The organism is Paenibacillus glycanilyticus NBRC 16618 (assembly GCF_004000805.1).
GTDB classification, from domain to species: Bacteria; Bacillota; Bacilli; order Paenibacillales; family Paenibacillaceae; genus Pristimantibacillus; species Pristimantibacillus glycanilyticus.
The window spans coordinates 62,424-88,530 of record NZ_BILY01000027.1 but is presented as its reverse complement, the minus strand read 5'-3'; the positions used below and the strand labels follow the sequence as shown (position 1 = coordinate 88,530).

The 26,107-nt window shown below is 52.0% G+C and carries 25 protein-coding genes; 22 read left to right on the top strand and 3 right to left on the bottom strand.

Annotated features, from left to right (window positions below; all coding sequences use genetic code 11):
- From PGL01S_RS20455 to holA, 4 genes are all read left to right on the top strand, one after another.
- The coding region (locus PGL01S_RS20455; protein ID WP_164775530.1) for a DNA internalization-related competence protein ComEC/Rec2 at nucleotides 1-2,218 on the top strand (2,218 nt) is incomplete at its 5' end.
- Nucleotides 2,219-2,446: 228 nt separating this feature from the next.
- Nucleotides 2,447-2,995, top strand: coding sequence for an RNA polymerase sigma factor (locus PGL01S_RS20450; protein ID WP_015843796.1), 549 nt, complete (start codon nucleotides 2,447-2,449; stop codon nucleotides 2,993-2,995).
- Nucleotides 2,992-4,074 (top strand): zf-HC2 domain-containing protein, encoded by a 1,083-nt coding sequence (locus tag PGL01S_RS20445; protein WP_127496427.1) that lies wholly within the window; start codon nucleotides 2,992-2,994, stop codon nucleotides 4,072-4,074. Before PGL01S_RS20450 ends, PGL01S_RS20445 begins: the two co-directional genes overlap by 4 nt.
- Nucleotides 4,075-4,320: 246 nt before the next feature.
- Complete coding sequence (gene holA, locus PGL01S_RS20440; protein ID WP_127496426.1) at nucleotides 4,321-5,364, top strand: DNA polymerase III subunit delta; 1,044 nt, start codon at nucleotides 4,321-4,323, stop codon at nucleotides 5,362-5,364.
- 63 nt (nucleotides 5,365-5,427) lie between these two features.
- Here the strand turns inward: holA and rpsT are convergent, their stop codons facing one another.
- Nucleotides 5,428-5,700 (bottom strand): 30S ribosomal protein S20, encoded by a 273-nt coding sequence (rpsT, locus tag PGL01S_RS20435; RefSeq protein ID WP_127496425.1) that lies wholly within the window; start codon nucleotides 5,698-5,700, stop codon nucleotides 5,428-5,430.
- A gap of 216 nt (nucleotides 5,701-5,916) precedes the next feature.
- On the opposite strand from rpsT, the gene gpr reads away from it, so the two are divergent.
- From gpr to PGL01S_RS20350, 17 genes are all read left to right on the top strand, one after another.
- Entirely contained in the window at nucleotides 5,917-6,924 is a 1,008-nt protein-coding gene (gpr, locus tag PGL01S_RS20430; protein WP_127496424.1) for a GPR endopeptidase, read from the top strand.
- A 197-nt stretch (nucleotides 6,925-7,121) separates the two neighbouring features.
- Nucleotides 7,122-8,378, top strand: a complete 1,257-nt coding sequence (locus tag PGL01S_RS20425) for a stage II sporulation protein P (RefSeq protein WP_127496423.1) — start codon at nucleotides 7,122-7,124, stop codon at nucleotides 8,376-8,378.
- A 60-nt stretch (nucleotides 8,379-8,438) separates the two neighbouring features.
- Entirely contained in the window at nucleotides 8,439-8,867 is a 429-nt protein-coding gene (locus tag PGL01S_RS20420; RefSeq protein WP_127496422.1) for a DUF3679 domain-containing protein, read from the top strand.
- A 98-nt stretch (nucleotides 8,868-8,965) separates the two neighbouring features.
- On the top strand, nucleotides 8,966-10,783 hold the full coding sequence (gene lepA / locus PGL01S_RS20415; RefSeq protein ID WP_127496421.1) for a translation elongation factor 4: 1,818 nt from the start codon (nucleotides 8,966-8,968) through the stop codon (nucleotides 10,781-10,783).
- Between the two features lie 294 nt (nucleotides 10,784-11,077).
- Entirely contained in the window at nucleotides 11,078-12,256 is a 1,179-nt protein-coding gene (gene hemW, locus PGL01S_RS20410) for a radical SAM family heme chaperone HemW (RefSeq protein ID WP_127496420.1), read from the top strand.
- 89 nt (nucleotides 12,257-12,345) lie between these two features.
- Nucleotides 12,346-12,828 carry an N-acetyltransferase gene (locus tag PGL01S_RS20405; protein ID WP_127496419.1) on the top strand — a complete coding sequence of 161 codons (483 nt, stop codon included), beginning with the start codon at nucleotides 12,346-12,348 and terminating at the stop codon, nucleotides 12,826-12,828.
- Between the two features lie 177 nt (nucleotides 12,829-13,005).
- Nucleotides 13,006-14,031: a heat-inducible transcriptional repressor HrcA gene (gene hrcA / locus PGL01S_RS20400; protein WP_127496418.1), complete on the top strand. Its 1,026-nt coding sequence runs from the start codon at nucleotides 13,006-13,008 to the stop codon at nucleotides 14,029-14,031.
- A gap of 300 nt (nucleotides 14,032-14,331) precedes the next feature.
- A complete protein-coding gene (gene grpE, locus PGL01S_RS20395; protein WP_127496417.1) occupies nucleotides 14,332-14,871 on the top strand; it encodes a nucleotide exchange factor GrpE in 540 nt (179 codons plus the stop codon).
- A 62-nt stretch (nucleotides 14,872-14,933) separates the two neighbouring features.
- A complete protein-coding gene (dnaK, locus tag PGL01S_RS20390) occupies nucleotides 14,934-16,778 on the top strand; it encodes a molecular chaperone DnaK (protein WP_127496416.1) in 1,845 nt (614 codons plus the stop codon).
- 104 nt (nucleotides 16,779-16,882) lie between these two features.
- Nucleotides 16,883-18,022, top strand: a complete 1,140-nt coding sequence (dnaJ, locus tag PGL01S_RS20385) for a molecular chaperone DnaJ (protein WP_127496415.1) — start codon at nucleotides 16,883-16,885, stop codon at nucleotides 18,020-18,022.
- A 102-nt stretch (nucleotides 18,023-18,124) separates the two neighbouring features.
- Nucleotides 18,125-18,295, top strand: a complete 171-nt coding sequence (locus tag PGL01S_RS20380; protein ID WP_015843810.1) for a YfhD family protein — start codon at nucleotides 18,125-18,127, stop codon at nucleotides 18,293-18,295.
- Nucleotides 18,295-18,507, top strand: a complete 213-nt coding sequence (locus PGL01S_RS20375) for a hypothetical protein (RefSeq protein WP_127496414.1) — start codon at nucleotides 18,295-18,297, stop codon at nucleotides 18,505-18,507. The genes PGL01S_RS20380 and PGL01S_RS20375 overlap by 1 nt, the downstream gene beginning before the upstream one ends.
- Nucleotides 18,508-18,608: 101 nt before the next feature.
- On the top strand, nucleotides 18,609-19,610 hold the full coding sequence (gene prmA, locus PGL01S_RS20370; protein WP_127496413.1) for a 50S ribosomal protein L11 methyltransferase: 1,002 nt from the start codon (nucleotides 18,609-18,611) through the stop codon (nucleotides 19,608-19,610).
- Entirely contained in the window at nucleotides 19,607-20,278 is a 672-nt protein-coding gene (locus PGL01S_RS20365) for a site-2 protease family protein (protein ID WP_127496412.1), read from the top strand. Before prmA ends, PGL01S_RS20365 begins: the two co-directional genes overlap by 4 nt.
- A gap of 63 nt (nucleotides 20,279-20,341) precedes the next feature.
- The gene (locus PGL01S_RS20360; protein ID WP_127496411.1) at nucleotides 20,342-21,118 is read left to right on the top strand and encodes an RsmE family RNA methyltransferase; all 777 of its coding nucleotides are present in this window, start codon (nucleotides 20,342-20,344) and stop codon (nucleotides 21,116-21,118) included.
- A gap of 7 nt (nucleotides 21,119-21,125) precedes the next feature.
- Nucleotides 21,126-22,472 (top strand): tRNA (N(6)-L-threonylcarbamoyladenosine(37)-C(2))-methylthiotransferase MtaB, encoded by a 1,347-nt coding sequence (gene mtaB, locus PGL01S_RS20355; protein ID WP_127496410.1) that lies wholly within the window; start codon nucleotides 21,126-21,128, stop codon nucleotides 22,470-22,472.
- Between the two features lie 108 nt (nucleotides 22,473-22,580).
- The gene (locus PGL01S_RS20350) at nucleotides 22,581-23,012 is read left to right on the top strand and encodes an NUDIX hydrolase (RefSeq protein WP_127496409.1); all 432 of its coding nucleotides are present in this window, start codon (nucleotides 22,581-22,583) and stop codon (nucleotides 23,010-23,012) included.
- Here PGL01S_RS20350 and PGL01S_RS20345 read toward each other — a convergent pair.
- On the bottom strand, nucleotides 23,009-23,977 hold the full coding sequence (locus PGL01S_RS20345; protein ID WP_127496408.1) for a Na/Pi cotransporter family protein: 969 nt from the start codon (nucleotides 23,975-23,977) through the stop codon (nucleotides 23,009-23,011). The two genes, PGL01S_RS20350 and PGL01S_RS20345, sit on opposite strands and share 4 nt — an antisense overlap.
- 96 nt (nucleotides 23,978-24,073) lie before the next feature.
- Between PGL01S_RS20345 and PGL01S_RS20340 the strand changes: the two genes are divergently transcribed.
- Nucleotides 24,074-25,441, top strand: a complete 1,368-nt coding sequence (locus PGL01S_RS20340) for a class I SAM-dependent rRNA methyltransferase (protein ID WP_127496407.1) — start codon at nucleotides 24,074-24,076, stop codon at nucleotides 25,439-25,441.
- A gap of 258 nt (nucleotides 25,442-25,699) precedes the next feature.
- Here PGL01S_RS20340 and PGL01S_RS20335 read toward each other — a convergent pair whose 3' ends face one another.
- Complete coding sequence (locus tag PGL01S_RS20335; protein ID WP_127496406.1) at nucleotides 25,700-26,020, bottom strand: hypothetical protein; 321 nt, start codon at nucleotides 26,018-26,020, stop codon at nucleotides 25,700-25,702.
- Between the last annotated feature and the right edge of the window lie 87 nt (nucleotides 26,021-26,107).

Below are 26,107 nucleotides of genomic sequence, written 5' to 3'. Positions count from 1 at the left end.
CCTGCTTGTTCAAGTGCGGCTTGCCGAGCAGCCGCACCAACAGGTCGCCGCCGCGTGGCACCGCGGCGACAACGTGCGCCTCGCCGGCGAGCTTGCGCGGCCGGCCGGCGTTTCCAATAGCGGCGGCTTTGATTACCGCCGCTATCTGGAGAGCAGCCAGCATGTCCACTGGCTGCTCAAGGTCAAGGGCATCGGCGCCGTCCAGGCGGCGCCGGGCCCGGGCTGGACCGCGGCCGCCGTGCTCGGCCGCGTGGATGCCGCGCGCGACTGGCTTGGCGCGCGGATGGACCGATTGTACCCGGCCGACCAGTCCGGGTACATGAAGGGGCTGGTCCTAGGCATACGCGAGGACCTGGACCCCGAGCAGTTCCAGCAGTTTTCACGGCTGGGACTGACTCATATATTGGCCATTTCGGGGCTTCACGTGGCCGTGTTTGTATACGCGCTGGGGGCCGTTTTGCGGCTGCTGCGTTTGACTCGGGAGCGGCTGCTGCTTACCCTGATTGCGGCCGTTCCGTTTTATGTGCTTCTCTCCGGCTCGTCGCCTTCCGTCGTAAGGGCAGGGCTCATGACGATGCTGGCGCTTCTAGCCGCCAGAATGGATAAGCTGAAGGACGGCCTGCATCTGCTGGCAGCGGCGGCGGTAGCGATGCTGATCTGGAATCCTTCCTTTATTCAGGATGTAGGCTTCCAATTGTCTTTTGCCGTAACGGCAGGGCTTATTCTGTTTGTACCGCCGGTTAGGCGTGCGATGCCGGATTGGCGCAAAGGAAAACCGCTGCTTGATCTGCTTGCCGTGACGGTTGTGGCGCAAGCGGTATCTTTTCCGCTGACGGTCTATTACTTTAATCAATTTCACTTGCTGTCGATTCCGGCTAATCTGATCCTGGTGCCGTTTATTAGTTTTATCGTAATGCCGATAGGGGCGGTAGCGCTGGTCTTTGGCCTGCTGTGGCCGCTTGGCGGTCAACTGCTGGCAGCCGTCAGCGTATACGCAAATGATTGGACGTTTCTTCTGGTCGGCTGGCTTGGGGAAGTGGACGCCGTCCGTACCATCTGGGCCACGCCTCCGTTATGGTGGATTGCCGCCTTGTATTTGGCTCTAGCCGTTCTATGCAGACAGCTGCCTGCTGCACCTGCTGCTGTTCAGAAGGAAACGGACGAGACTATGCCCCTGCAAGAAGCGTCAGCCGGCATGGAACGGGATGCTGCTCCTATTTGGGAGCTCCTGGAGGAACGGAAGCTCCCGATATGGAGGAGGCGGTCAACCGGATTAAGTCTCGCCATGTTAGCGGGTGCGGCCTTATTGTTCTACGCCTATTTTCCGGATATGCTGAAGCGTACGGCCGATGTTGATGTTCTTGATGTTGGACAAGGGGATGCCATCTTTATTCGTACGCCGCAGGGCAAGAGGATTCTGATCGATGGCGGGGGAACGTTAAGCTTCCGCAAATCCGGCGAGGAATGGAAGCAGCGCAGCGATCCGTTTGAGGTGGGAAGCAAGGTTGTTGTTCCCTTATTAATGAAGCGAGGGGTTCATTCTCTTGATCTGCTTGTCATTTCCCACCTGGACAGCGACCATATCCGCGGTTTGCAGGCGGTGCTCGACGCTATTCCCGTACGCGCCATTGCATGGAACGGAAGTTTAAAGAATGCCGAGGACGCGGAAGCGATTATGCGCACGGCCTTGCGCAAAGGGATCCCGCTTTACCGTGCGGAAATCGGTAAGGAGTGGAAGGTGGATGCCGATACGGAATTAACCGTCTTGTGGCCGCCGGCTGCGGGGGAAGGAATTCGCGTCATTGAGGATCAGAACGACGACAGCGTTGTGTTATGGATGAGAATCTATCAATCTACCTTTCTTCTGTCGGGGGATATTAGCAGCACAGCCGAATCGGCTATACTATCGCGTATGCGGGATCAAAATACTACTCTCTCATCAACCGTATCCTCCAAAAAGCTAAGCCGGATCGATGTCCTGAAAATTGCTCATCACGGCAGTAAATATTCAACCTCGGAGGAATGGCTGCGCTATTGGAAGCCGCTTCAGGCGGCAATTTCCGTCGGGGCAACCAACACTTACGGTCATCCGCATCCGGATGTGCTGAAGCGTCTGGAGGAGCACGGCGTCACGGCATTGCGGACGGATCAGAATGGCGAAATCCGCTATAGAGTGGGTTTATCTGGAATATATGAACAAACGATCAGGAAGAATTAGGAAGACGCTGGCGAAAGTGCCTATATTCCTAATCGGGTATCCTGCTAAAATGCTTCTTTCAACCTAACTCACTAGGAACTACCTATATACGGGGTTCCATTTTTTTGTTATCCTTTAGGTTGGAGTTTTCTACTTTTTCAATTAAAAAATTAAAGGTTTTTCATTTTAGAGGTGCAACAATTTATGCAACCCGCTCGTCAGAGAGGTTGCAAGAGAGGGGGATCCTTCGTGGTAGAGCCTGGCCTTATTAGAGCCGCTCAGTCAGGAGATCGGGATGCTTTAATAACTCTGTTGCGAGAGATTGAAACCCATGTTTACCGGACAGCCTATTATATATTGAATAATGAACAGGATGCGATGGATGCGGCGCAGGAAGCGTTAATCCGCATATACACAAAAATCGGCTCCTACGAAGAGAAGGCCCAGTTCAAAACGTGGATTCAACGAATTGTAACGAATATTTGCATAGATAAGTTTAGAAGAAGCAAGCCAACCGTATCGATAGACGAGCATGAGATGGTATTCCGGGAGAAACAAAATGTCGAGGACGAGGTTATGTCGGCTTACGCCGTACAAGACATCCGCAAGGCAATCGATAAATTGCCGGAGCATCACCGGGCAGTAGTTGTACTGCGGTATTTGCAGGATTTCTCTTATAACGAAATCGCTGACTCGCTTGATCTGCCATTAAATACGGTCAAATCCTACTTATTCCGAGCTAGGCAGCAGCTTCAAACTTTACTACATGATTATCAGAAAGGTGGTGTCCGGGGATGACTTGTCAAGAGGTGATCGAATACATGAACCGTCAGCTAGACGGCGATTTGGATGAACATGAATATGAGATCTTGATGAATCATACGAGACATTGTCCGGACTGTGCAGCAATGTTTGAGCGGCTGAAGAAACTGTCCGATGAGCTTGGCAATTTACCTCATGTCATGCCAAAGTACAGTCTGGTAGACGCTATTTTACCTCAGCTCGAAGAAATTGTTCCATTCCGGCAGCCGGAGGCGGCTGCGGTGGAGATTGCTCCGGTGGCTGTTCCTGCGCCAACGCAGCAAACCACGCGCCGTGCCAAAGAGCGGCATCAGCTGCGCTTCCGGGCGATAACGGGAATTATTGCGGCGAGCGTAGCAGCCGGATTATTCCTAGTATCTTATAATGCGGGTTTATTCCCGTCGTCATCGCATAGCTTTGATGCCGATAAGGTGCAAACGGCTGCTGCGGATACTTCCGCCAGTTCAGCTGAAGTGCAAAGACAGTTTAAAGAGGTTCAGCCTTACGCCAACAATGCCAACGATACCGGGAAAGCGCACGTCAACACGGAATCGATTGATCCGGATCAATCTGCATCCTCGGCTGATTCAGCGGGCAACGACGATTATCATGTGACGACGGAAGAAGACTTGGGGATAGCCGCATCCGAATCGGAAGCAGGCGGATCCACGGATAATCAAGGGAACAGCTCCGGCGGCAGCAACGAGCCCGCATCGGGCAACAAAGGAGCCTCGACCGGGGAAGCTCCTACCGTCAAAGGACCTAGCCAAGGCATCGGCGATGGCAGTGAGCCGAATCAGGGGATAGCCGGGTTTACGCCTGCACCGCTCGAGGTCGCTTCTCCGGACGGCAGCTACATTGCCAAGGCAGTTGGTTACCAGATCCATGTTTACAAGAACGGTGACGATGCAGGGAAAGCCGTTTATGATTCCATACGCAGAAACGGCAAGGTTGCCACGCTCGCATGGTCGGAGGACGGCAAGCAGATTACCTATGAGGTGCAGCTGGAATCCGGCGGCATGGAGCGTTACACGATTGACCTGGCAGCGAAAACCGAATCGAAGGCAGCTCATTAATTCTAGACATTTTTACGGCTGATATTCGCACACTTTATCGTTCACTTGCGTATGATATACAAATGAAAAGTCAACGTGAGCCTTGACCAAAAGTATGACCATCTACAGGGCGGTACCATGGGCCTGTCTGCAGATGTTTATATAGATGTTCAGGGACAAAGGGATGAGGCCTAAGAAGCCCATCCCTTTGTTGCTGTTCAGCGAATGCCGTAAGATGCATGCAAGGGAGACGGGGAGAGGTGAAGCATGGAAGCAAAAGAGGCGTTAAAGGAAATTAAAGCGGGGAAGTTCCGTCCCGCTTACGTGATATACGGCAAAGACCGGTACCGGATCGGCCAGTTTACGGAGACGTTAACGGAAGCGATGTTTACGTCGGACGAGCGTGAGCTTGGCGTGGTCAAGTTCGATACGTCGGAGACGCTGATTGAAGAAGCGGCGCTTGAAGCGGAGACGCTGCCTTTCTTTGTGGAGCGTAAGCTCGTTATTGTACGCGATTCGGTTGTTTTTGCTGCCGGAGGCAAAGAAGGCGGCAAGCTGGATCATAAGACGGACCGGCTGCAGCATTATTTGGACATCCCGTCGGAGACAACGGTTATGTTGTTCATTATTAACGCGGAAAAGCTGGACGAGCGGCGCAAGCTGGTGAAGATGCTGAAGGACCGCGATGCGCTTATCGCTTTTCAGGAGCTTGATGCGGCGGAGCTGAGACGCTGGGTTGTCAAACGAGCGGAGGAACAGAAACGGACGATGACGTCGGATGCGGCGGATCTTCTGCTCGTGCGAACCGGGGCGAATATGCAGCAGCTGGCGATCGAAGTGGACAAGCTATGCCTTCATGCCGGTGAAGGCGGGGTTATAGGCGTTGAAGAGACGGAACTGCTGACAGCCTCTACCGTTGAGGAGGATGTATTTGCGCTGGTGGATGCCATCGCAAGCCTGCAGGTTGACCGTTCGCTGAAGCTGTACCGAGCTTTGCTCGTCAGAAGGGAAGAGCCCATCAAGATTGCCGCGTTAATCGCAAGGCAGCTGCGAATCATGCTTCAGATCAAGGAGCTTGAGCAGAACCGGTATTCTCCGCAGCAAATGGCGGGGCAGATTGGACTTCATCCGTACGCGGTTAAGCTTGCCGCCGAGAAAAGCCAAAAGTTTAAAGTAGCACGGCTTGGCGCGCTGCTTAGCGATATAGCGGATCTGGATTACAAAATGAAAACGGGCGCTATCGATAAGACGCTGGGATTGGAATTATTCCTGCTGTCGCTTGGCGTTCAGCAAGGACAAGGCGTCAGATAAACGAATAATGACAAATCAAAAACGGCCTCGCATAAGCGAGGCCGTTCATTTGTTTGCGGTTTATTAAGCTTGAGCCGACAGAGCGTTCAGCTTTTTAGCAAGACGAGATTTTTTGCGGGAAGCCGCATTTTTATGAATCAGGCCTTTAGTAACCGCTTTGTCCAATTTTTTCGTTGCAGCGACCAGAGCAGCTTTAGCTGCTTCTACATCAGTGCCAGCGATAGCTTGGTCAGCAGATTTAACAGCCGTACGAAGCGCGGATTTTTGGGAAGCGTTCAAAGCGCGGCGTTTTTCGCTCGTTTTAACGCGTTTAATTGCGGATTTAATGTTTGGCATCGAGTTTCACCTCCTACAAAGTTTGCGTAAGCAAACAAAAAGCGTACGCGGTAAGTCTAGGTAACACAACTTAAAATATATTACCATGCACTCTCATGAAAAGCAATAGCGAGCCTGTCCTGCCATTTTTGCTCAACCGGGCAAAAGTATGAAATTGTCTCCCTTGCGAACAATAAGCTGGAGAGAATGGTATGGCTTTGAAGGGAGAATGGTTAAATGACCGAACTTGATTTGCAGCAATACAACATTCGCACCGATCTGGCGCTTGAGGCAAAAGAAATCGCGGAGCAGCTTGGCGGGGGAGGCCCGATCCCGGGCATACATTCGGAAACAACCGAAGATGACGGCATCACGATTACTCATCTGCATGTGCAGAATGAGCAAGGCTCCCGCGCGATCGGCAAAGTGCTGGGCCGCTACGTCACGATTGAGGTACCCGGCCTCCGCAAGCAGGATACGGAGTTGCAGGATCGCGTCGCTACGCATTTCGCCAAGCATTTCGAGACGTTCCTGGAGCGGATTGGTATAGGCAAGACGGCAAAGGTGCTTATTGTTGGGCTGGGCAACTGGAATGTAACGCCGGATGCGCTGGGACCGCTCGTCGTAGAAAATGTGATGGTTACGCGTCACTTCTTCGAGCTGATGCCGGATCAGGTTGCGCCGGGTTACCGTGCGGTTAGCGCTGTAGCACCGGGCGTGCTCGGGATAACCGGCATCGAATCCAGCGAGATTGTCCAGGGTATCGTGGAAAAAACGCATCCCGACGTCATTATTGCGATTGATGCGCTGGCTTCCAAAGCGCTGGACCGCGTGAATACAACGATTCAAATTGCGGATATCGGCATTCATCCGGGTTCGGGCATCGGCAATAAACGCAAAGGCCTTACGCAGGAAATTCTGGGCATACCGGTTATTGCAATCGGCGTTCCGACGGTGGTGTACGCCTCCACGATCGTAAATCATACAATTGAGCTGATGAGGGACCATATGGCGGCGAACAATGCCAATAACGATCAAATATTTGGTCTGATGAACCAAATGGGCGAAGCCGAGCGACTGCAGCTAGTCAAAGAGGTGCTTAATCCGGTGGGCCATGATCTGCTTGTGACGCCTAAAGAAATCGACGAGTTTATCGAAGATATCGCCAACATTATCGCAAGCGGCTTAAACGCTTCGCTCCATGAGGCTGTCGATACCGATAACGTTGCTGCCTATACGCATTGAATTTAATCAAAGTCCTTGGGGCACAAAAGCCTCAGGGGCTTTTTTGACTATTTTGACGGGCTGCCGTTTACGCTTGATGAAATCTCTTAATCTATCAAAATTCATTAATCTATTATTTCTTTTCGGTTCTATCAAACCTTCTTGTCTCATAGATTAGTAACAGTTGAGCAACGAAGAAGCGGGAGGTAGAGCTCGAAATGAAAAGAACCATCATGTTGTTTGATCTGACACGCGGGAGCAAACGCATTCGCCGGCTGCTTGTAACGGGAAGAACCTTCGCGGTGTTGTCGATAAGCTCCATGCTGTTTTTTGTTGCGATAGGTATTGCGGGAATGGCCCAGCAGCATTCGCTCGCTGCACCGGTGTCTTCCATGTCCGGTTTCGCGGCTTCTGTTTCAAGCGGTTTTTTTGGGGATATGCTAGAGATGGAGATGCCTCAATTTAAGAGCACGAAATCGGGCGAGGAGTTGTCTGGCACGCAGATCAGCAGCTTTATCCTCCGGTTGATGACAAACGTGAATCCGGGAGATCCAAGAAGCCTGATTGCCGGAGAGATTCCGGGCATGGGGGCGGATTCTTCCTTTCTGATACGCGGCGGGGTGGGAACGCAGCCGAATGTGTGGCCGGAAGACAACATTCCGATACCTGGCGATGATACGGGGGCAGCCAATGGCGATGACCATGGCCCGGACAATACGGGCGGGGGCAACGAGCCTTCGGATACTCCGCCGCCGCCAACATCGACGCCAACTCCTACGGAGAAACCAACATCAACGCCAACGCCGGATGATGCGGGAACGCATACAACGGGGAAAGACAAAGTGGTATTTATTTATCATTCGCATAGCCGGGAATCCTGGTATCCGGAGATTGCGGACAAGAACGGGGATGCCAACTCGGCTTCCAAAAATATTACGCTGGTAGGCGAGCGGCTCGCCGAGAAGCTTGAGGATCTGGGCGTAGGCACCACGCATTCGGATGAGGATTACCCGACAACGGTGCCGGGTTACGATTGGAACTACTCCTACAAATACTCGAAGAAAACCGTGCAGGAAGCAATCGCAAGCAACAAGAAATTGAAATTCTTCTTCGATATCCACCGCGATTCGGGCAGACGCAAAACCACTACGGTGGATATTAACGGCAAAAGCTACGCGCAGGTTTATTTTATTATCGGACACAAGAATCCGAACTGGAAAAAGAACGCGGAATTCGCAACCCAGATCCATGACGTTCTGGAGAAGCAATATCCCGGCCTTTCCAGAGGGATCTTGGGCAAGACCACGGCAACGGGCAACGGCGAGTACAACCAGTCGCTTGCCGAGGACAGCGTATTGATCGAAATTGGCGGCGTGGACAACACTTTGGCCGAGAGCTACCGGACGGCGGATGTATTGGCAAAAGTCATTGCGGATATTTACTGGGACGCAGAGAAAGTATCTGCTTCAAAATAATCAAGCTTCGGGCGAAGGCTGCTGCGGCAGCCCCGCCTGGCTAAAAGGGGCTGGAGAGAGATGAAAGGCGCATTTAAATGGATTTTGCTTGGAGGCGTGCTTGTATTTATCGTGTTGTACGGCATCGAAATGTCTTCGTCAGGCATTGAGCGTATATACGGGCCGATCGAGAAAAACAATTCTTCGTCGGTTATTTCGGAGGAAGACCGCTATAATCTGGCTTCCTCCGATGAAGAATCAACAACCGTGAAGAGCAGCGGATTATCCACGGAAGCCGACCGGAAAATCGCCGAGCTCGAGAAGGAATTGAAGGAAGTCCGGAAAATCGCGGAGCAAAACGGACGCCATGAACGGCTTCCCGGCCTATCGTCGGACAACGGGGAACCAACGGTGAACAAGGTTGCTGACGGAACAGCAGGCCTTTTGCAGTCCGTCTCCAACAGCGGGATCCGCTTTATTGCTTCATTATTCGGGTCGGTTACCGGATAGGCGGCCGTGCATCTTGCCGTAACCGCATTGCTGGTATACCATATAGCTGATATAATGGAAAGAATGATTAGCTATATTGGATTGTGTGGGGGTTAGGCATGACTGACGTTCGTGACCGGCAAAAGAAAATTAGGAATTTCTCGATTATTGCACATATTGACCACGGGAAGTCGACGCTCGCTGACCGTATTCTCGAATTTACCGGAGCGTTATCCTCGCGCGAAATGCAGGAGCAGGTTCTCGACCAGATGGATTTGGAGCGGGAACGCGGCATTACCATCAAGCTGCAGGCCGTACGCCTTACTTATAAGGCTGACGATGGCGAAGAATATTTACTTAATCTGATCGATACGCCAGGGCATGTCGATTTCACGTATGAAGTTTCCCGCAGTATGGCCGCTTGCGAAGGTGCTTTGCTTGTTGTAGACGCGGCGCAAGGCATTGAAGCGCAGACGCTGGCCAACGTATATCTGGCACTCGACAACAACCTGGAGATCCTCCCGGTTATCAATAAAATCGACCTGCCTAGCGCCGAGCCTGAGCGCGTAAAGCAAGAGATCGAGGATGTTATCGGTCTTGATGCAAGCGACGCGGTTCTGGCTTCGGCAAAAGCAGGGATCGGCATTAAAGAAATTTTGGAGCAAGTGGTACAGAAGGTGCCAGCTCCAACCGGTAATCCGGATGAACCGCTTAAAGCGCTTATTTTCGACTCGCACTACGATCCGTACAAAGGCGTTATCGTGTATGTGCGCGTTATCGACGGCAGCATTCAGGCCGGCAAGAAAATTCGTTTTATGGCGACCGGCGCCGAGTTTGAAGTTATCGAGGTTGGCGCATTTAAGCCTCGGATGGGTATTGTGGACGAGCTTGCCGTTGGCGACGTAGGTTTTGTCGTTGCCGGCATTAAAAACGTAAAAGATACGCGTGTCGGCGATACGGTTACGGAAGCAAAACGTCCGGCTCCGGAAGCTTTGCCTGGTTACCGCAAAATCAATCCGATGGTTTATTGCGGTCTGTATCCAATCGAGACGCAGGACTATAACGATCTGCGCGAAGCGCTCGAGAAGCTTGAGCTTAACGATGCGTCGCTCCGTTACGAGCCGGAAACCTCGACGGCGCTGGGCTTTGGCTTCCGCTGCGGCTTCCTTGGCCTCCTGCACATGGAAATTATTCAGGAGCGTATTGAACGCGAGTTCAATATCCCGCTTATTACGACAGCGCCAAGCGTTATTTACCGCGTTACGCTGACGAACGGTACGGTTCTCGATATCGACAATCCATCCAATTACCCGGAAGCGGGCAAGCTGGAGTATGTTGAAGAGCCGTATGTAAAAGCTTCGATTATTGTCCCTAATGATTTCGTAGGCGCGATTATGGAGCTTTGCCAAAGCAAACGCGGCGAGTTCGTAAACATGGAGTACCTGGATACGAACCGGGTTACGCTTACTTATGAAATTCCGCTCTCGGAGATTGTTTACGACTTCTTCGACCAGCTGAAATCAAGCACCAAAGGTTACGCTTCGTTTGATTACGAGCTGTCGGGCTACCGCAGATCGAATCTGGTGAAGATGGATATTATGCTGAACGGCGAGCAGGTCGATGCCCTGTCCGTTATCGTTCACCGCGACCGCGCATACCATCGCGGACGCGGTATTTGCCAGAAGATGAAAGAGCTGATCCCGCGCCAAATGTTCGAGGTGCCGGTACAGGCTTCGATCGGGACGAAGGTTATCGCGCGCGAGACCGTTAAAGCGATGCGCAAAAACGTTCTTGCCAAATGTTACGGCGGCGACATCAGCCGTAAACGGAAGCTTCTCGACAAGCAGAAGGAAGGCAAGAAGCGGATGAAGCAGGTCGGCAGCGTAGAGGTGCCTCAAGAGGCCTTCATGGCGGTGCTGAAAATCGACGAGGACTAAGGGTTATTCTCTTAGTTACTGTCGCGTAGTCGTAAGTTGGGCGGAAGGGACAGGGTATCTCGTTACAGCCGCTGTTGCTGATTTTTTTCCTGAACAAGTTTGATTCGGATGAAAAAAATACAGCAAAGGCGAACGCTTCGCTCTTCCACGAGATACCCTTTACCCATCGCCGTAACTCACGGACAATGAATGACAGGACTAAGGAGAATACCTCCTTGGTCCTGTCGATTTTTTATTAGGGGAAATAGTGATCGCATATGAATTGCTACGCGATTCTTTTAGGAGGAAATTAATATGATTAACTACGCGCCAAAGGCGCTTTACATTCATATCCCGTTCTGTACGAACAAGTGTCATTATTGCGATTTTACTTCGTATGTATTAAAGGGACAGCCTGTCGACGAATATCTCGACGCCTTGGAGAGAGAGATGGCGCTCACGGTTGCCCAAATACCGCCGGAGAGAATCGATACGGTATTTGTAGGCGGAGGTACCCCTACCGTATTGACGCCGCCTCAAATGGAACGTTTTCTCGCTTCGGTGAAAAAGTATTTTCCGCTTGCAGACGATGTGGAATATACGATGGAAGCAAATCCGGGCACGACCGACCCGGAGAAGCTCGCTGCCATGTTTGCCGGCGGAGTGAACCGGATCAGCTTTGGCGTGCAATCGTTTGATAACGGGCTGCTGGAGCGCATTGGGCGCATTCATAATGTAGACGATGTATACCGCAGTCTGGAAAATGCCCGCGCCGCAGGCTTTACGAATCTGTCGATTGACCTGATGTTCGGACTGCCGAAGCAGACGGTTGAGATGCTGGAGGACAGCGTTAATAAGGCATTGGCGCTTGATCTGCCGCACTATTCGCTTTACAGCCTGAAGGTGGAGGAAAATACGCTGTTCCACAAGCTGTATCAACGCGACGAGCTGCCTCTTCCTCCGGAAGACGAAGAGTTTAATATGTATACCTTGCTTATGGACCGGCTGAAGCAGGCGGGTTACGTTCATTACGAGATCAGCAACTTTGCGAAGCCGGGGTATGAAAGCAGGCATAATTCGACGTATTGGCGCAACGAGCCTTATTACGGGCTTGGAGCCGGCGCTCACGGTTATGCACGCGGACTCCGCCATGTGAATGTGAAAGGCGTACAGCCTTTTATCGACTATACAAAAACAAAGCTTCCGCGTCTTGAAGAAAACGTTGTTCCGGAGTACGAAGCAATGGAGGACTTCATGATGGTAGGGCTTCGATTGCTCAAGGGCGTGCGCGCTTCCGATTATGCCGCCCAATTTGAAGGGCAGAAGCTGGAGGATAAGTTCGGCCCAATCATTGAGAAGCTTCTTAAAGACGGACTGCTCGAGAAGGTCCTTGAGGAAGGCGATACCGTATACAAATTGACCGATAAAGGCGTTCTTTTCGGCAACGATGTATTTGGTTCGTTTATCGGTTTAGAGGAAGAAGCCGCTGGCTAAAATTCGGAAAAATAGTTCTTGAGAAAACATGCGACATGCTGTATATTTATTCAATAGAATTTATATGCACCGGGTGGAGGCGAAGCAGCATGGAGGCAACGGAACAGTTAACGGTAGTTTGCAGAAAAGCAGCACCGGAAGATGTGGAAACTTTGTACGAACTCATTAAAGGCTATGCGGAACAGGGGATCATGCTGCCCCGCACCCGGGAAACGTTGCTGCGTCAGATTGATACGTTTGTCGTTGCGGAGATCGGGGATAAGGTTGTCGGGTGCGGCTCCTTATTGCGGCTTGGGCAGGATCTGGTAGAAATTCGTTCCCTTGGCATGTCCCAGGAATATAGAGGCCTTAAGATCGGCAACAAGCTGGTCGATTTTCTGGTCGAGCAAGCCAGAGAGCAGCAGATTCCCAAAATCATGGCGCTAACGTACGCCGTAAATTTCTTTTTGCGTAACGGATTTACCGTTGTGGAGAAAGAGATTTTTCCGGAAAAGGTTTGGAAAGACTGCGTGAACTGTCCGAAGCAGCATGCCTGCGACGAAATCGCCGTACTCAAAATGTTAAACGAATAGATGAAGGGTCAGGCTATAATGCCTGACCTTTTTATTTTTATCGAAGGACATAGGCCTGAAAAAAGGGAACCGACTTGACAATGGTTAAGGTGGTTTGGTATTTTTGTATTAATGATTAGCACTCGGGTCTAATGAGTGCTAACGAGAAGATCCGATAAACTTTTTGGAGGGATGCGAATGTTGACTGAACGGCAACGAATGATACTGAATGCAATTGTAGACGACTATATCCGTTCGGCTGAGCCTGTTGGTTCCAGGAGCATATCTAAGCGCGGCGATGTCGCCTTTAGTCCTGCAACGATCCGTAATGAAATGGCCGATCTGGAGGAGCTTGGTTTCCTCGAGCAGCCGCATACATCGGCGGGGCGTATTCCATCTACCAAAGGTTATCGTTATTATGTCGATCATCTCGTGAAGCTGAATGAAATAAACGAAAATGATTTGAAGCAGGCTCATTCCTTCTTCTCGGAGAAAATGATTCAGATGGAGCAGGTTATCCAGCATGCCGCGATGATTTTGTCCAACCTAACGAATTACACCTCGATTTTGCTTGGGCCGGAGATGTTCAGCAACTCGCTGAAGCATTTTAACCTGGTACCTCTGGACGAGTCGACGGCGGTTGCGATTATCGTAACCAATACCGGCCATGTGGAAAACCGGACCATCACGGTTCCTCCGGGCATCCATATGGATGAGATGGAGAAGATCGTAAATATCCTGAACGCCAAGCTGGTTGGCATTCCGCTCGTGCGGTTGAAGTCGAAGCTGTACGCCGAGGTAGGCCAGGAGCTGGAACGTTACGTTGACCATTGCGAGGAAGTGCTGGGCATCCTGGACAGCGCGCTCTCTAACGATTCGGATCAGCGTGTGTTCCTCAGCGGAACAACGAATATGCTTACGCAGCCGGAATTCAAGGACGTCGATAAGGTGAAAACGATCCTGGATCTGCTGGATGAAACGCCTACCGTGATGAAAATGATTTCCGCCGCGCCGTCGGGTATACAAGTACGAATTGGAACAGAAAATGACCATGAGGCAATCGCGAATTGCAGCTTGATTACGGCTACGTATCAGATTGACGGCCAGTCGCTTGGCACCATCGGCATTCTTGGGCCGACACGGATGGAATACGGGAAAGTCATTACGCTTCTTGACGTGATTTCGAAGGATATGGCCCATATATTGGGCCGCTTCTATAAATAGTTTGCTGTTGCTCCGCTGTGAGGTGCTGTGGGCTTGTGCGCGTACGAGCGGGGTATTGCCTTACGTCGCTGTTGAAAACGGGAATGCGGATTAGGATTCCTGCGGAATATTCCCGTTTTCAAAGGCGAGCGCTATCGCTCTTCAGGCAATACCCCGCTCTCCCGCGCCCGGCGCGCAGCACCGCAGCCAAGAGCAAAGGCAACAACCTTTATACGCGCTTGGGGCGCGTCTTCAACTGGCACTGAACCGCCAGTTGTAACCATTTTTAAATTGCTTCGCAATTCTTTTAAGGAGGTGAATATGGTGAGTAACGACCAACATAACGAAACAATCGATGAAGTTATAGAAGAGCAACAAACAGAGCAGCAGGAAGAGAACGAAGCGCATGAAGATCCGCGCATCGAAGAACTGACAAAGCTGGCTGAAGAGAATCAACAACGATACTTACGCGCGCAAGCGGATTTCGATAACTTCCGCCGTCGTACGCAAAAGGAAAAGGAAGATCTTGCGCAATACGCTTCGATGAAGCTGATCGGGCAGCTGCTTCCGGTTGTCGATAACTTCGAGCGCGCTGTTTCCGCGGCTTCCGCGAATCAGGATTTCGAAGCTCTGGCTAAGGGCGTGGACATGATCTTCCGTCAGCTGGAACAAACGTTGCAGCAAGAAGGCTTGAAAGCAATGGATGCTGTTGGCGAGCCGTTTAATCCCGAATTCCACCAAGCGATTATGACAGTGGAATCGGATGAGCATGAAGAAGGCATCATCGTAGAAGAAGTTCAGAAAGGCTACATCCTGAAGGAGCGCGTTCTGCGCCCTGCCATGGTTAAAGTTAGCGGCTAATCCCTTTTCCGGTTACCGGAATTTAAATACGGAATAAAATTGATATTTAGGAGGAACTTACGATGAGTAAAGTTATCGGTATTGACCTTGGTACTACAAACTCTTGTGTTGCTGTAATGGAAGGCGGCGAAGCTGTCGTTATCCCGAATCCGGAAGGCAACCGCACAACGCCATCCGTTGTAGGCTTCAAAAAAGACGGAGAGCGCATTGTCGGCGAAACGGCGAAACGCCAAGCCATCACGAACCCCGACCGTACGGTAATGTCGATCAAACGTCATATGGGTACTAACCATAAAGAAGTTATTGACGGCAAAGAATATACGGCTCAAGAGATTTCGGCTATTATTTTGCAAAAACTGAAATCCGATGCGGAAGCCTATCTGGGCCAATCCGTAACGCAAGCGGTTATTACCGTTCCGGCTTACTTCAACGACAGCCAGCGCCAAGCAACAAAAGACGCAGGCAAAATCGCGGGACTTGAAGTTCTTCGTATCGTCAACGAGCCAACGGCGGCTGCGCTGGCTTACGGTCTTGAGAAAACAGAAGACCAAACGATCCTCGTCTATGACCTTGGCGGCGGTACATTCGACGTATCGATCCTGGAACTTGGCGATGGCTTCTTCGAAGTTAAAGCAACAAGCGGCGACAACAAGCTGGGCGGCGACGACTTTGACCAAGTCATCATCGACTACCTCGTAGCCGAATTCAAGAAAGAGCAAGGCGTTGACCTGTCCAAAGACAAAGCGGCTGTTCAACGTTTGAAAGACGCTGCCGAAAAAGCGAAAAAAGATCTGTCCGGCGTAATGTCGACGACGATTTCGCTTCCGTTTATCACAATGGCCGATGGTGTTCCACAGCACTTGGAGCTTAACCTGACTCGCGCGAAATTCGAAGAATTGTCCGCTCATCTGGTTGAACGTTCCCTCGCTCCTACGCGCCAAGCTTTGAGCGATTCCGGTCTCTCCGTAAATGAAATCGATAAAGTTGTTCTTGTCGGCGGTTCGACTCGTATCCCTGCCGTTCAAGAAGCGGTTAAGAAGCTGATCGGCAAAGAGCCGCACAAAGGCGTTAACCCGGATGAAGTCGTTGCCCTCGGCGCAGCGGTTCAAGCCGGCGTATTGACTGGCGACGTAAAAGACGTGGTATTGCTTGACGTAACTCCGCTGTCCCTCGGCATCGAGACTGCAGGCGGCGTCTTCACGAAGATGATTGACCGCAATACGACGATCCCTACAAGCAAATCCCAAGTGTTCTCCACTTATGCGGATAACCAACCGGGCGTTGAAATTCACGTTCTGCAAGGCGAGCGTCAAATGGCTGCCGGCAACAAAACGCTGGGCCGCTTCACGCTGAACGATATTCCTCTCGCACCGCGCGGCGTTCCGCAAATCGAAGTTACCTTCGACATCGATGCGAACGGTATCGTTAACGTATCCGCTCTTGATAAAGGCACAGGCAAGAGCCAAAAAATTACGATCACTTCCTCGGGCGGTCTGAGCGAGGCTGAAATCGAGCAAATGATGAAGGATGCCGAGCTGAACGCGGAAGAAGATCGCAAACGCCGCGAGCTTGTTGAAGCGAAAAACAGCGCAGACCAACTCGTTTACTCCGTTGACAAAACATTGAAAGATCTGGGCGATAAAGTAGATGCTTCCGAGATCGAGAAAGCTAACGCAGCGAAAGAGAAAGTAACAAGCGCGGTAGCGACAGACGATCTGGAGCAAATTACGAAAGCTACCGAAGAGCTGACTGAAATCGTGCAACAGCTGTCCGTGAAGCTGTATGAGCAAGCGCAAGCTGCTCAAGGCGGCCCGGAAGCAGGCGCTGAAGCAGCCGATGCAGGCGCTCGCGGCAAAGACAATGTTGTGGACGCTGACTATGAAGTAGTTGACGAAAACAAGAAATAAGACTTAACTTGTAATGGGAGAGGTCAAAGACAGGGTCTTCCTGTCTTTGGCCTCCTTGTGTGAATAGGCTGTATTGCAGCAAACATGGGTGGAGGTGAGATGAGTTGGCAGATAAACGCGATTATTACGAGGTGCTTGGCGTAGGCAAGAGCGCTTCCGGAGACGAGATCAAGAAGGCGTACCGGCAGCTCGCGCGCAAGTACCATCCCGACGTCAATAAAGAAGCAGACGCGGAAACGAAGTTCAAAGAAGTAAAGGAAGCATACGATGTCCTAAGCGATGACGGACAACGCGCAAGATACGACCAGTATGGTCACGTCGATCCGAATCAAGGCATGGGCGGAGCTGGCGGATTCTCCGGAAATGGTGATTTTGGCGGCTTTGGCGATATCTTTGACATGTTCTTTGGCGGTGGCGGCGGACGCCGCGACCCGAACGCGCCGCAGCGCGGTAATGACCTGCAGTATTCGATGACCATCGAATTCAAGGAAGCTGTGTTTGGCAAAGAGACGGAAATTACGATTCCGCGCACGGAATCTTGCGATACTTGCGCCGGCTCCGGCGCGAAGCCGGGAACCAAGCCGGAAACTTGTTCGGTATGTCACGGTTCCGGCCAGCAGGAGGTTGTCCAGAATACGCCGTTTGGCCGTATGGTCAATCGCCGGGCTTGTTCGCATTGCGGCGGCTCGGGCAAAGTAATAAAAGAGAAATGCGGAACCTGCCACGGCGCAGGCAGAGTGAAAAAACAGCGTAAAATCAATGTCCGCATCCCTGCGGGCGTGGATGACGGCGCTCAAATTCGTCTCTCCGGCGAAGGCGAAGGCGGACTCCGCGGAGGCCCGGCCGGCGATCTGTACATCGTGATCCGCGTGAAGGCGCATGAATTCTTCGAGCGCGAGAATGACGATATTTACTGCGAAGTGCCGTTAACCTTCGTCCAGGCGGCGCTCGGTGATGAGATCGAGATCCCGACGCTGACCGAGAAGGTAAAGCTGAAAATTCCCGCGGGCACGCAGACGGGTACTTATTTCCGACTCAAAGGAAAAGGGGTGCCGAAGCTTCGCGGCTACGGCCAAGGCGACCAGCACGTCAAAGTGACGATTGTTACCCCGACGAAATTGTCGGATGAGCAGAAGGATCTGCTTCGCCAGTTTGGCGGAATCGGCGGCGAGTCCCCGGCAGAGACCCAAGAGCATCACGAATCGATTTTCGAGAAAATGAAGAAAGCGTTCCGCGGCGAGTAGCCCGGAACGTCTTTTTTTTGCGGTTGCGAATAGTTCGGCTTTCCTTGCAACAAGCTACTTAAGTAATGGACCTACCTACTTACTTGAAGGAGCTGGATAACAATGACTAACGAGAATAAAGACTATATGGAAAAAGTAAACTTCGGGGATTTGCCGGTTGGCAAAAACGAAGATGTCGAATTTTCCCAAGAGCTTGCCGATGAAGCGGACAAACAAGCGGCGCAACGCGCGGCCGCAGCGGATGCGCGGGCTCAGAATGAGCAGGGCGAGTAATGTCCCAGCAGGTTGAGATCCGGGCTAACTTCGGCGAGCCGGCTGCAGCCCAGGAGGCGCTTCGCAAGCTGCAGGCACTTAGAGCGTTTGAAGTGAACGGTTTGTTCGAGAACGGTCTGCTTACCGCCACGGTGGACGAAGCGATTGTCGAACGGGCCATTCACATGATTGAACAGATCGGCGGAAGTCCGGAGACCGGAACGATCGGCTGATTGTCGTGAGCGGCAAACTTGTGTTTGCCGCTTTTTTGTGCATAAATGATGAATAGTGTACAATAGATGGTAGTTTTCACTTATGGAGGGTTATAGTACATATGAAATGGCATGAAATTACGATCTCGACCACGGAACAGGCAATCGAGATGATCTCTAACTTTTTGCATGAAATGGATGCGGGCGGCGTATCCATTGAAGAATCGGGTACTTTGAACAAGGAGCGGGACACTTCTCTGGGTCAATGGTACGAGAAGCCGCTGAACGATATTCCGGAAGGTCAAGCGGTTATCAAAGGATACTTTACGGAAAGCGTGGACATGAATGAGCTCAAGCTGCAGATCGTGCCGCGGATTGAGCAGTTGAAGGAATTCGGCATTGACCCGGGCACCTACGAAATCTCGTTTAAGCTTGTTGACGAAGAAGACTGGGCTACAGCCTGGAAGCAGTACTTCAAGCCTATTAAAGTGTCGGAAAGGCTGACGATCAAGCCGACATGGGAAGAATACGAGCCGGCTGCCGGAGAGAGCATCATTGAACTTGACCCCGGCATGGCCTTCGGCACGGGCACGCATCCAACAACCGCGCTTTGCCTTCAAACGCTGGAATCGGTCATTAAAGGCGACGAAGAAGTGATTGACGTAGGTACGGGATCCGGTATTCTGGCTATCGGCGCGATGAAGCTTGGCGCACGCCGCGTATTGGCGCTGGATCTTGATCCGGTGGCCGTATCGAGCGCTACGGAGAACGTAAGGCTTAACGGCCTGCAGAACGATGTCGAGGTGCTGGAAAGCGATTTGCTGGGCGTGCTTGGCGGTAAGGTTGTCCATGCGGTCAACGAACGGGATGCGCTGTCAACGTCGGTAACGCTTCCGGTAGATCTGGTTGTAGCGAACATTCTCGCGGAAATTATTTTGCTCTTTATCGACGATGTGTTCGCGGCGCTCAAGCCTGACGGTATTTATATTGCATCGGGTATTTACATGAACAAAGAAGCCGAAGTGGAGGAAGGGTTGATCCGCTCGGGCTTTGAAATCGTAGATAAGCGCCGCGATCAGGATTGGATTGCATTCGTGGCGAGAAAGCCGCAGGTGAATGAATGAGCTGGGATGATTTCTTAGCGTATCCAATCGAGGACCTGCCTTTTATTGCGCTGGTCCTGATCATATCTTTTACGGTGCATGAGTTCGCGCATGCTTATAGCGCCTATAAGTTTGGCGATAACACGCCTAAAGAGATGGGAAGAGTAACTCTCAACCCTCGCGTGCATATCGATCTGCTTGGCGCCATCCTGATTCTGATCGCGGGCTTCGGTTGGGCGAGGCCTGTTCAGATCAACCCAAGCCGCTTCAAGAATCCGCGCGTCATGGGCGTTATCGTATCGGCCCTTGGTCCTATCAGTAATTTGCTTCTTGGCGTCTTAGGCGTTCTTCTTGTGTTAATACTGGATAAGACAGGTTTGATGTATGCGGGCTCAAACGGCGTTAACTTGGCGCTTCAGCATTTTTTCTTTTATTTCATGTATCTGAACTTTCTTTTGTTTATCTTTAATCTGATTCCGCTGCCGCCACTCGACGGATACCGGATTATTCAGGATCTGGTGCCGCCGAAGACGCGGATTAAGATGGATCAGAACGTACAGTGGGGCATGTACATCTTCCTCCTGCTCGTGTTTCTTCCGCCGCTTCGCCGGGTAACGCTGGATCCGATTCTCGGCTGGTGGGAGCCGCTTTACAATTTCTTTTTCAATTTATTCCAACCGCTGTTTTAAGCCGCATTTCATAGATTTTTAAGGCGGAAACATGCTATGATGAAGGATGGTTAGACTGACGCAATGCAGCGATATTTTGTGGCAGCGGAGCAGTTTGACGGCTCTAGCGTGCGTTTAATAGGAGAAGATGCCTTCCACGCCGTCCGCGTGATGCGGATGAAGCCGGAAGAGAAGTTTATCGCAAGCGACGGCATTTCCCGCGTCGTGCTTGCTTCGGTACGCGAGGCAGCCTCTTCGGAGGTTGTGGCGGACATTGTGGAGGAGCTGCCTATGGACAGCGAGTCCAGCTGGTCGGTAACCATCGCGCAAAGCCTGCCGAAGGGCGATAAGATGGAGCTGGTCATCCAGAAAGGGACAGAGATTGGCGCTTATGCTTTCGCGCCTTTTCAATCCGAGCGGATGATTGTTCAATATGACGGCAAGAAGGAAGCGAAGCGTATAGAGCGCTGGAGCAAGATTGCCAAGGAAGCAGCGGAGCAGTCGCATCGCTGCCGCGTTCCGGCAATCGAGCCCGTGCGCAGCTGGCGCGAGCTGAAGGAAGCGATTCCGGCTTTTGATTTAGCGTTATTTTGTTATGAACGGGAAGGCGATGCAGCAGCGGGTACGGGCATCCGGGATGCCTTGCTAAGCTGGAGGCAGGCTGGCCATACGGCAGCCGAGCCGAAGGTGCTGCTCATCGTTGGACCCGAAGGCGGCTTTACGGAACGGGAAGCAGATGAGGCGGAGGCGGCTGGAGCTGTTATCGTAGGACTTGGCCGGAGGATCCTGCGGACGGAAACCGCGGGAATCGTCGGGTTGACCTGCTTGCTGTACGAAGCCGGAGAAATGGGAGGAGCGTAAGGATTTTATGCCATCGGTTGCATTTTACACCTTGGGATGTAAAGTTAACTTTTACGACACGGAAGCGATTTGGCAGCTGTTCAAAAACGAAGGATACGAGCAGGTTGATTTCGAATCGACGGCTGACGTTTATCTGATCAATACATGTACGGTTACCAATACGGGCGACAAGAAGAGCCGCCAGATTATACGCCGCGCGGTGCGCCGTAATCCGGATGCGGTTATTGCGGTTACGGGCTGTTACGCCCAAACGTCTCCTGCGGAGATTATGGCGATTCCGGGGGTGGACCTCGTTATCGGAACGCAGGACCGCGAGAAAATCATGACGTTTGTGAACCAGATTCACGATGACCGCCAGCCGGTTAACGCGGTTCGCAACATTATGAAGACCCGTGAATTCGAGGAACTCGACGTACCGGATTTCAACGAGCGCACACGCGCATTCCTGAAGATCCAGGAAGGCTGCAACAACTTCTGCACCTTCTGCATTATTCCGTGGTCACGCGGTCTTTCGCGCAGCCGCGACCCGAAGAGCGTGCTCGAGCAAGCGAAGCAGCTTGTAGCTTCCGGCTACAAGGAAATCGTCCTTACCGGTATTCATACGGGTGGTTACGGCGACGATATGGAGAACTACCGTCTCGTTGACCTGCTGTGGGATCTGGACAAGATCGAAGGACTGGAGCGGATCCGGATCAGCTCGATCGAAGCCAGCCAAATTGACGATGCGATGATCGACGTGCTTAACCGTTCGACCAAAATGTGCCGCCATCTGCATATTCCTCTTCAAGCCGGCGATTCCTCCGTGCTTAAGCGGATGCGCCGCAAATATACGACGGACGAGTTTGCAGCCAAGCTGAAACGTATCCGCGAAGCAATGCCTGGCGTAGCGATTACGACTGACGTTATCGTTGGCTTCCCCGGCGAGACGGAAGAGATGTTCGAGAACGGCTACAAGTTTATGGAAGAGATTGGCTTCTCGGAAATGCACGTCTTCCCGTATTCGAAGCGTACAGGCACGCCGGCTGCCCGCATGGATGATCAAGTGGACGAAGAAGTGAAGAATGAACGCGTCCATAAACTGATCGACTTGTCCGAGAAAATGCAGCTTGCTTATGCCGAGCAGCATGTAGGAGCCGTCCTGGACGTTATTCCGGAGCGTGACTACAAAGGCGCTCCCGGTACGGGGCTTGTGATGGGGTACTCGGATAACTATATTCAGATTGTGTTTGAAGGAACCGAAGCGCTTGTCGGCAAGCTTTGCCGCGTGAAAATTACTGAAGCAGGCGTCAATGAATGCCGCGCTCAGCTTGTCCGCGTACTGGACGATGTCCCGGCGGAAGCGATGAGAGCTTAGAGATAGTCATAACGCACGAGGATTTCACGCTCATTTCTGTCGTATCGGAATAAGTGGGGAATCCTCGTTGTTGCATGCAAATGTCGAGCAGGCAAGGGGGAAACGGAATTGGTTGAAATTTCGGCAGGAGGCGTAGTCTATCGCCGGAACGAGGCTGGGCTTTTGCAGATTCAGCTGATACAGGACCGTTATGGCAAAGTGTCGCTCCCGAAAGGCAAGATGGAGCCCGGGGAGACGGTCGAGCAAACGGCGCTTAGGGAAATTGCCGAGGAAACGGGCATGATCGGGGCTATCGTTAAACCGATTGACCAAATCAAGTATCAGTACCATGATGCGAATAAGGGAACCGTCAACAAGGAGGTTCATTATTATTTGGTTGAAGCGGTAGGCGGATCGCTCCAGGCGCAGGTGGAAGAAATCCGGGGCGTCGAATGGTTTGATCCGCTTGAAGCCTGGAGACGCCAGAAGCAGTCGGGCTATGAGAATAATAACCGGATCGTGGCGGGGGCCCTCAGCTTGCTTGGCGTAAAGTTTGATTAGACCGGAAGCTTGCGGAAAACAGGCAAATAGCAGAACGGCAAGGCAATCAATGAGCTTAGAATATTGAAAATCGTCTGTGCGTGAGCGATCTGGCTGGCTGGGGAATGGGCGAACCATCCTGATGCAGCCGATAACTCGCCAAGGAACGGCATGAAGAGCAAAGCGCCGCCGGCATTTAGGATGGTATGGGACCAAGCCACGTATTGACCGGGCTTTGAACCGCTGAAGGATGCGAGCAGCGCGGTAGCGCATGTACCGATATTCGCCCCTAGCACAACGGCAACGCCAAGCTCGAGAGGCATTGCTCCGATGGCTGCAAAGCCCATAATAATACCGATTACAGCAGCACTGCTGTGGACGATTGCTGTCAGCACCGCGCCGGCGGCTAATCCCCACCAGAGGCTGCTTGTTGATTTTTCAAGGAACCAGCCGAACATGGAGCTTTCCTGCACGGCGGGTCCAATCGCCTGCATCATGGCCATCCCGGCAAGCAGCAGGCTGAAGCCGCCTAAGGCAACGGCGGAGGAGCGAACGGTCTCAAGCAGCCGAAGCGACCGGGATCTGGGCCAGATTCCGAGTTCGTTCAGCAGTACGGTTGCGAGCCAGCCGGCCAGCGCCAGCAGAAGCAATGGAACGGAAAGTTTATTTAAGCTCAGGCCGATAAGCTCGGTCGTCAGGCAGGTGCCGATGTTGCTTCCGAGGATAATGCCAAGTGTCCGGGGGAAGGTAAGCAGGCCGGCATTGACTAGCCCTATGGCGATAACGGTAACGGCTGTACTGCTCTGCAAAAAGGCGGTAGTTGCCGTACCGACTGCAAGGCCATGGACCGGCGTAGCCGTTGAGCGATGCAGGATATGCTGCAGATACGGGCCGGCTAACCGGTGCAGCGCCAGCTCCATCAGCTTCATCCCGCTTATAAAGATGGTGAAGCCGATCGCCATTGGCAGAAGAATCGAATGGAGCATAGCAAAGGTCTCCTTTTTATAAAAAGTTATCGTTGATACATATGCTTACGCTTAGACAAGCATGACAAGCCAGGAATAGAGAGGGAGATTAACGAAGTGAGCAAAGCGAAAGTTTGGCTGCAGAAGGGCCGCAGGAAACGTCTTGAAGCAGGCCACCCATGGATTTACGCAAATGAAATCGAAAAGCTGGAAGGGGAAGCGGAGCCGGGAGCGCTGGTAGACGTCGTTGGGTCTAACGGCAAATATTTGGCGACCGGATATTACAATCCCAAGTCCCAAATCACGGTCCGCGTCGTCTCTTATCAGCCGCTTGAAGAAATGGACGCCGACTTCTTCCGCGAGAAGTTTCGTTTATGCGAAGCGCACCGCAGCCGGTTCGTGCAGGACCGCGATTGCCGGCTCGTCTACGGAGAGGCTGATTTTCTTCCCGGTCTAGTGGTAGACCGGTTCGCCGATGTGCTGGTCGTTCAGATATTGACGCTTGGACTGGATATCCGCCGGGAAGCGATTGTAGCCGCTCTTGTTGACGTATTCCAGCCGAAAGGGATCTACGAACGGAGCGATGTCGGAGTTAGACAGCTCGAAGGGCTTGAGCTGCGCACCGGAGTGCTGTACGGGGAATGCCCGCGGATTCTCGAGATTGAAGAGAATGGCCTTAAGCTGGAAGTCGATATCGTGGAAGGCCAAAAGACCGGTTATTTCTACGATCAACGCGAGAATCGCGCTTCTATCGAGCCTCTCATGAAGGGCTGGGGCGCTCGCAGCGGCATTCGCCTCGAGAACCGCCCTGCTGATACCGATACGGAAGTTACGAGGCTTGTACCCGTGAATGCGAACGGCAAAGAAGTAACCTTCCCTTATTGGGACGGTGCGACCGTGCTGGAGTGCTTTGCCCATACCGGCAGCTTCACTCTCCATGCCTGCAAATACGGCGCGAAAAAAGTAACCTGTCTCGACGTATCCGAGCATGCCATCGACACGGCGCGCCGCAATGTCGAGCGTAACGGCTTCACCGACCGCGTGGAATTTGTCGTGGCGGATGCCTTTGATTATTTGCGCACGCAGGTAAAAGGCGTTGAAGAGCGCGCGGAGCGCAGCCGTGCCGGCGCGGATACTTCCAAGCCGCTTAACGGCGGCGGCCGTACATGGGATGTTGTTATCCTTGATCCCCCCGCTTTCGCAAAGACCAAAAGCGCGGTTGCCGGGGCATGCCGGGGTTATAAAGACATCAACCTGCATGGCCTCAAGCTGGTTAACGAAGGCGGCTATCTCGTTACGGCCAGCTGTTCGTACCATATGCGGCCGGATCTGTTCCTAGAGACGATACAGGAAGCGGCATCCGATGCCGGCAAGCTGCTGCGTCTCGTGGAGTGGCGGGCTGCAGGCAAGGATCATCCGCAGCTGCTTGGCGTATCGGAAGGACATTACTTGAAATTTGCCGTGTTCGAAGTGCGGAGTAAATAATACGAAAAAAGCCGTATGGATCGGTGAGGGATCCATGCGGCTTCTTGTTCTAAAAATAGACATATTCAATCGATTGATAGATGTGTATAATAGGAATGTAACGCTGAGAGACAGACGACTGTACCCAGCGGTTCCATAATGGACAGAGCAGTTCACTGCATGTCTTCTAACCCATAATCCGGCAGAGCGGAAATCCGCATGCGGGATTTTTTATTTTATTCTAAAAAATTCATAATCGGCGATAGCCGTTTCATCCTGCTAGAAGGATTCTTTGAATTGCCGGCTCAGTTCGACACGCTGCAGCTTTAACAGCCAGACCTCTTCCCGTAACGTTTTCAAATCGGAAGAATCATCAGAATTTCTCAATTGCCGATAAAGATCAATCATCTTCCGGTTAATGACGTCAAACTTTCTCCATAACTCAGCGGCTTTCGTCGACAGAGCTTGCTGGCTTGTTTGTTCCTTCCACCCGGCGAGCGAACGGGTAATCTCCTGCTGCCACTCCAGATCACCGATTTGCTTGGCGTAGTTGAATAAATCCAGATAATCGTTAATCCATTGCGTTTCTTCCGAGGTCATTTGCCGTTCCTCCGATCCGGATCATTATATTACCTAGTATTATACTCGGTATTTAAGGTATTGCAATATTTTCTTGTTAAAAAGATA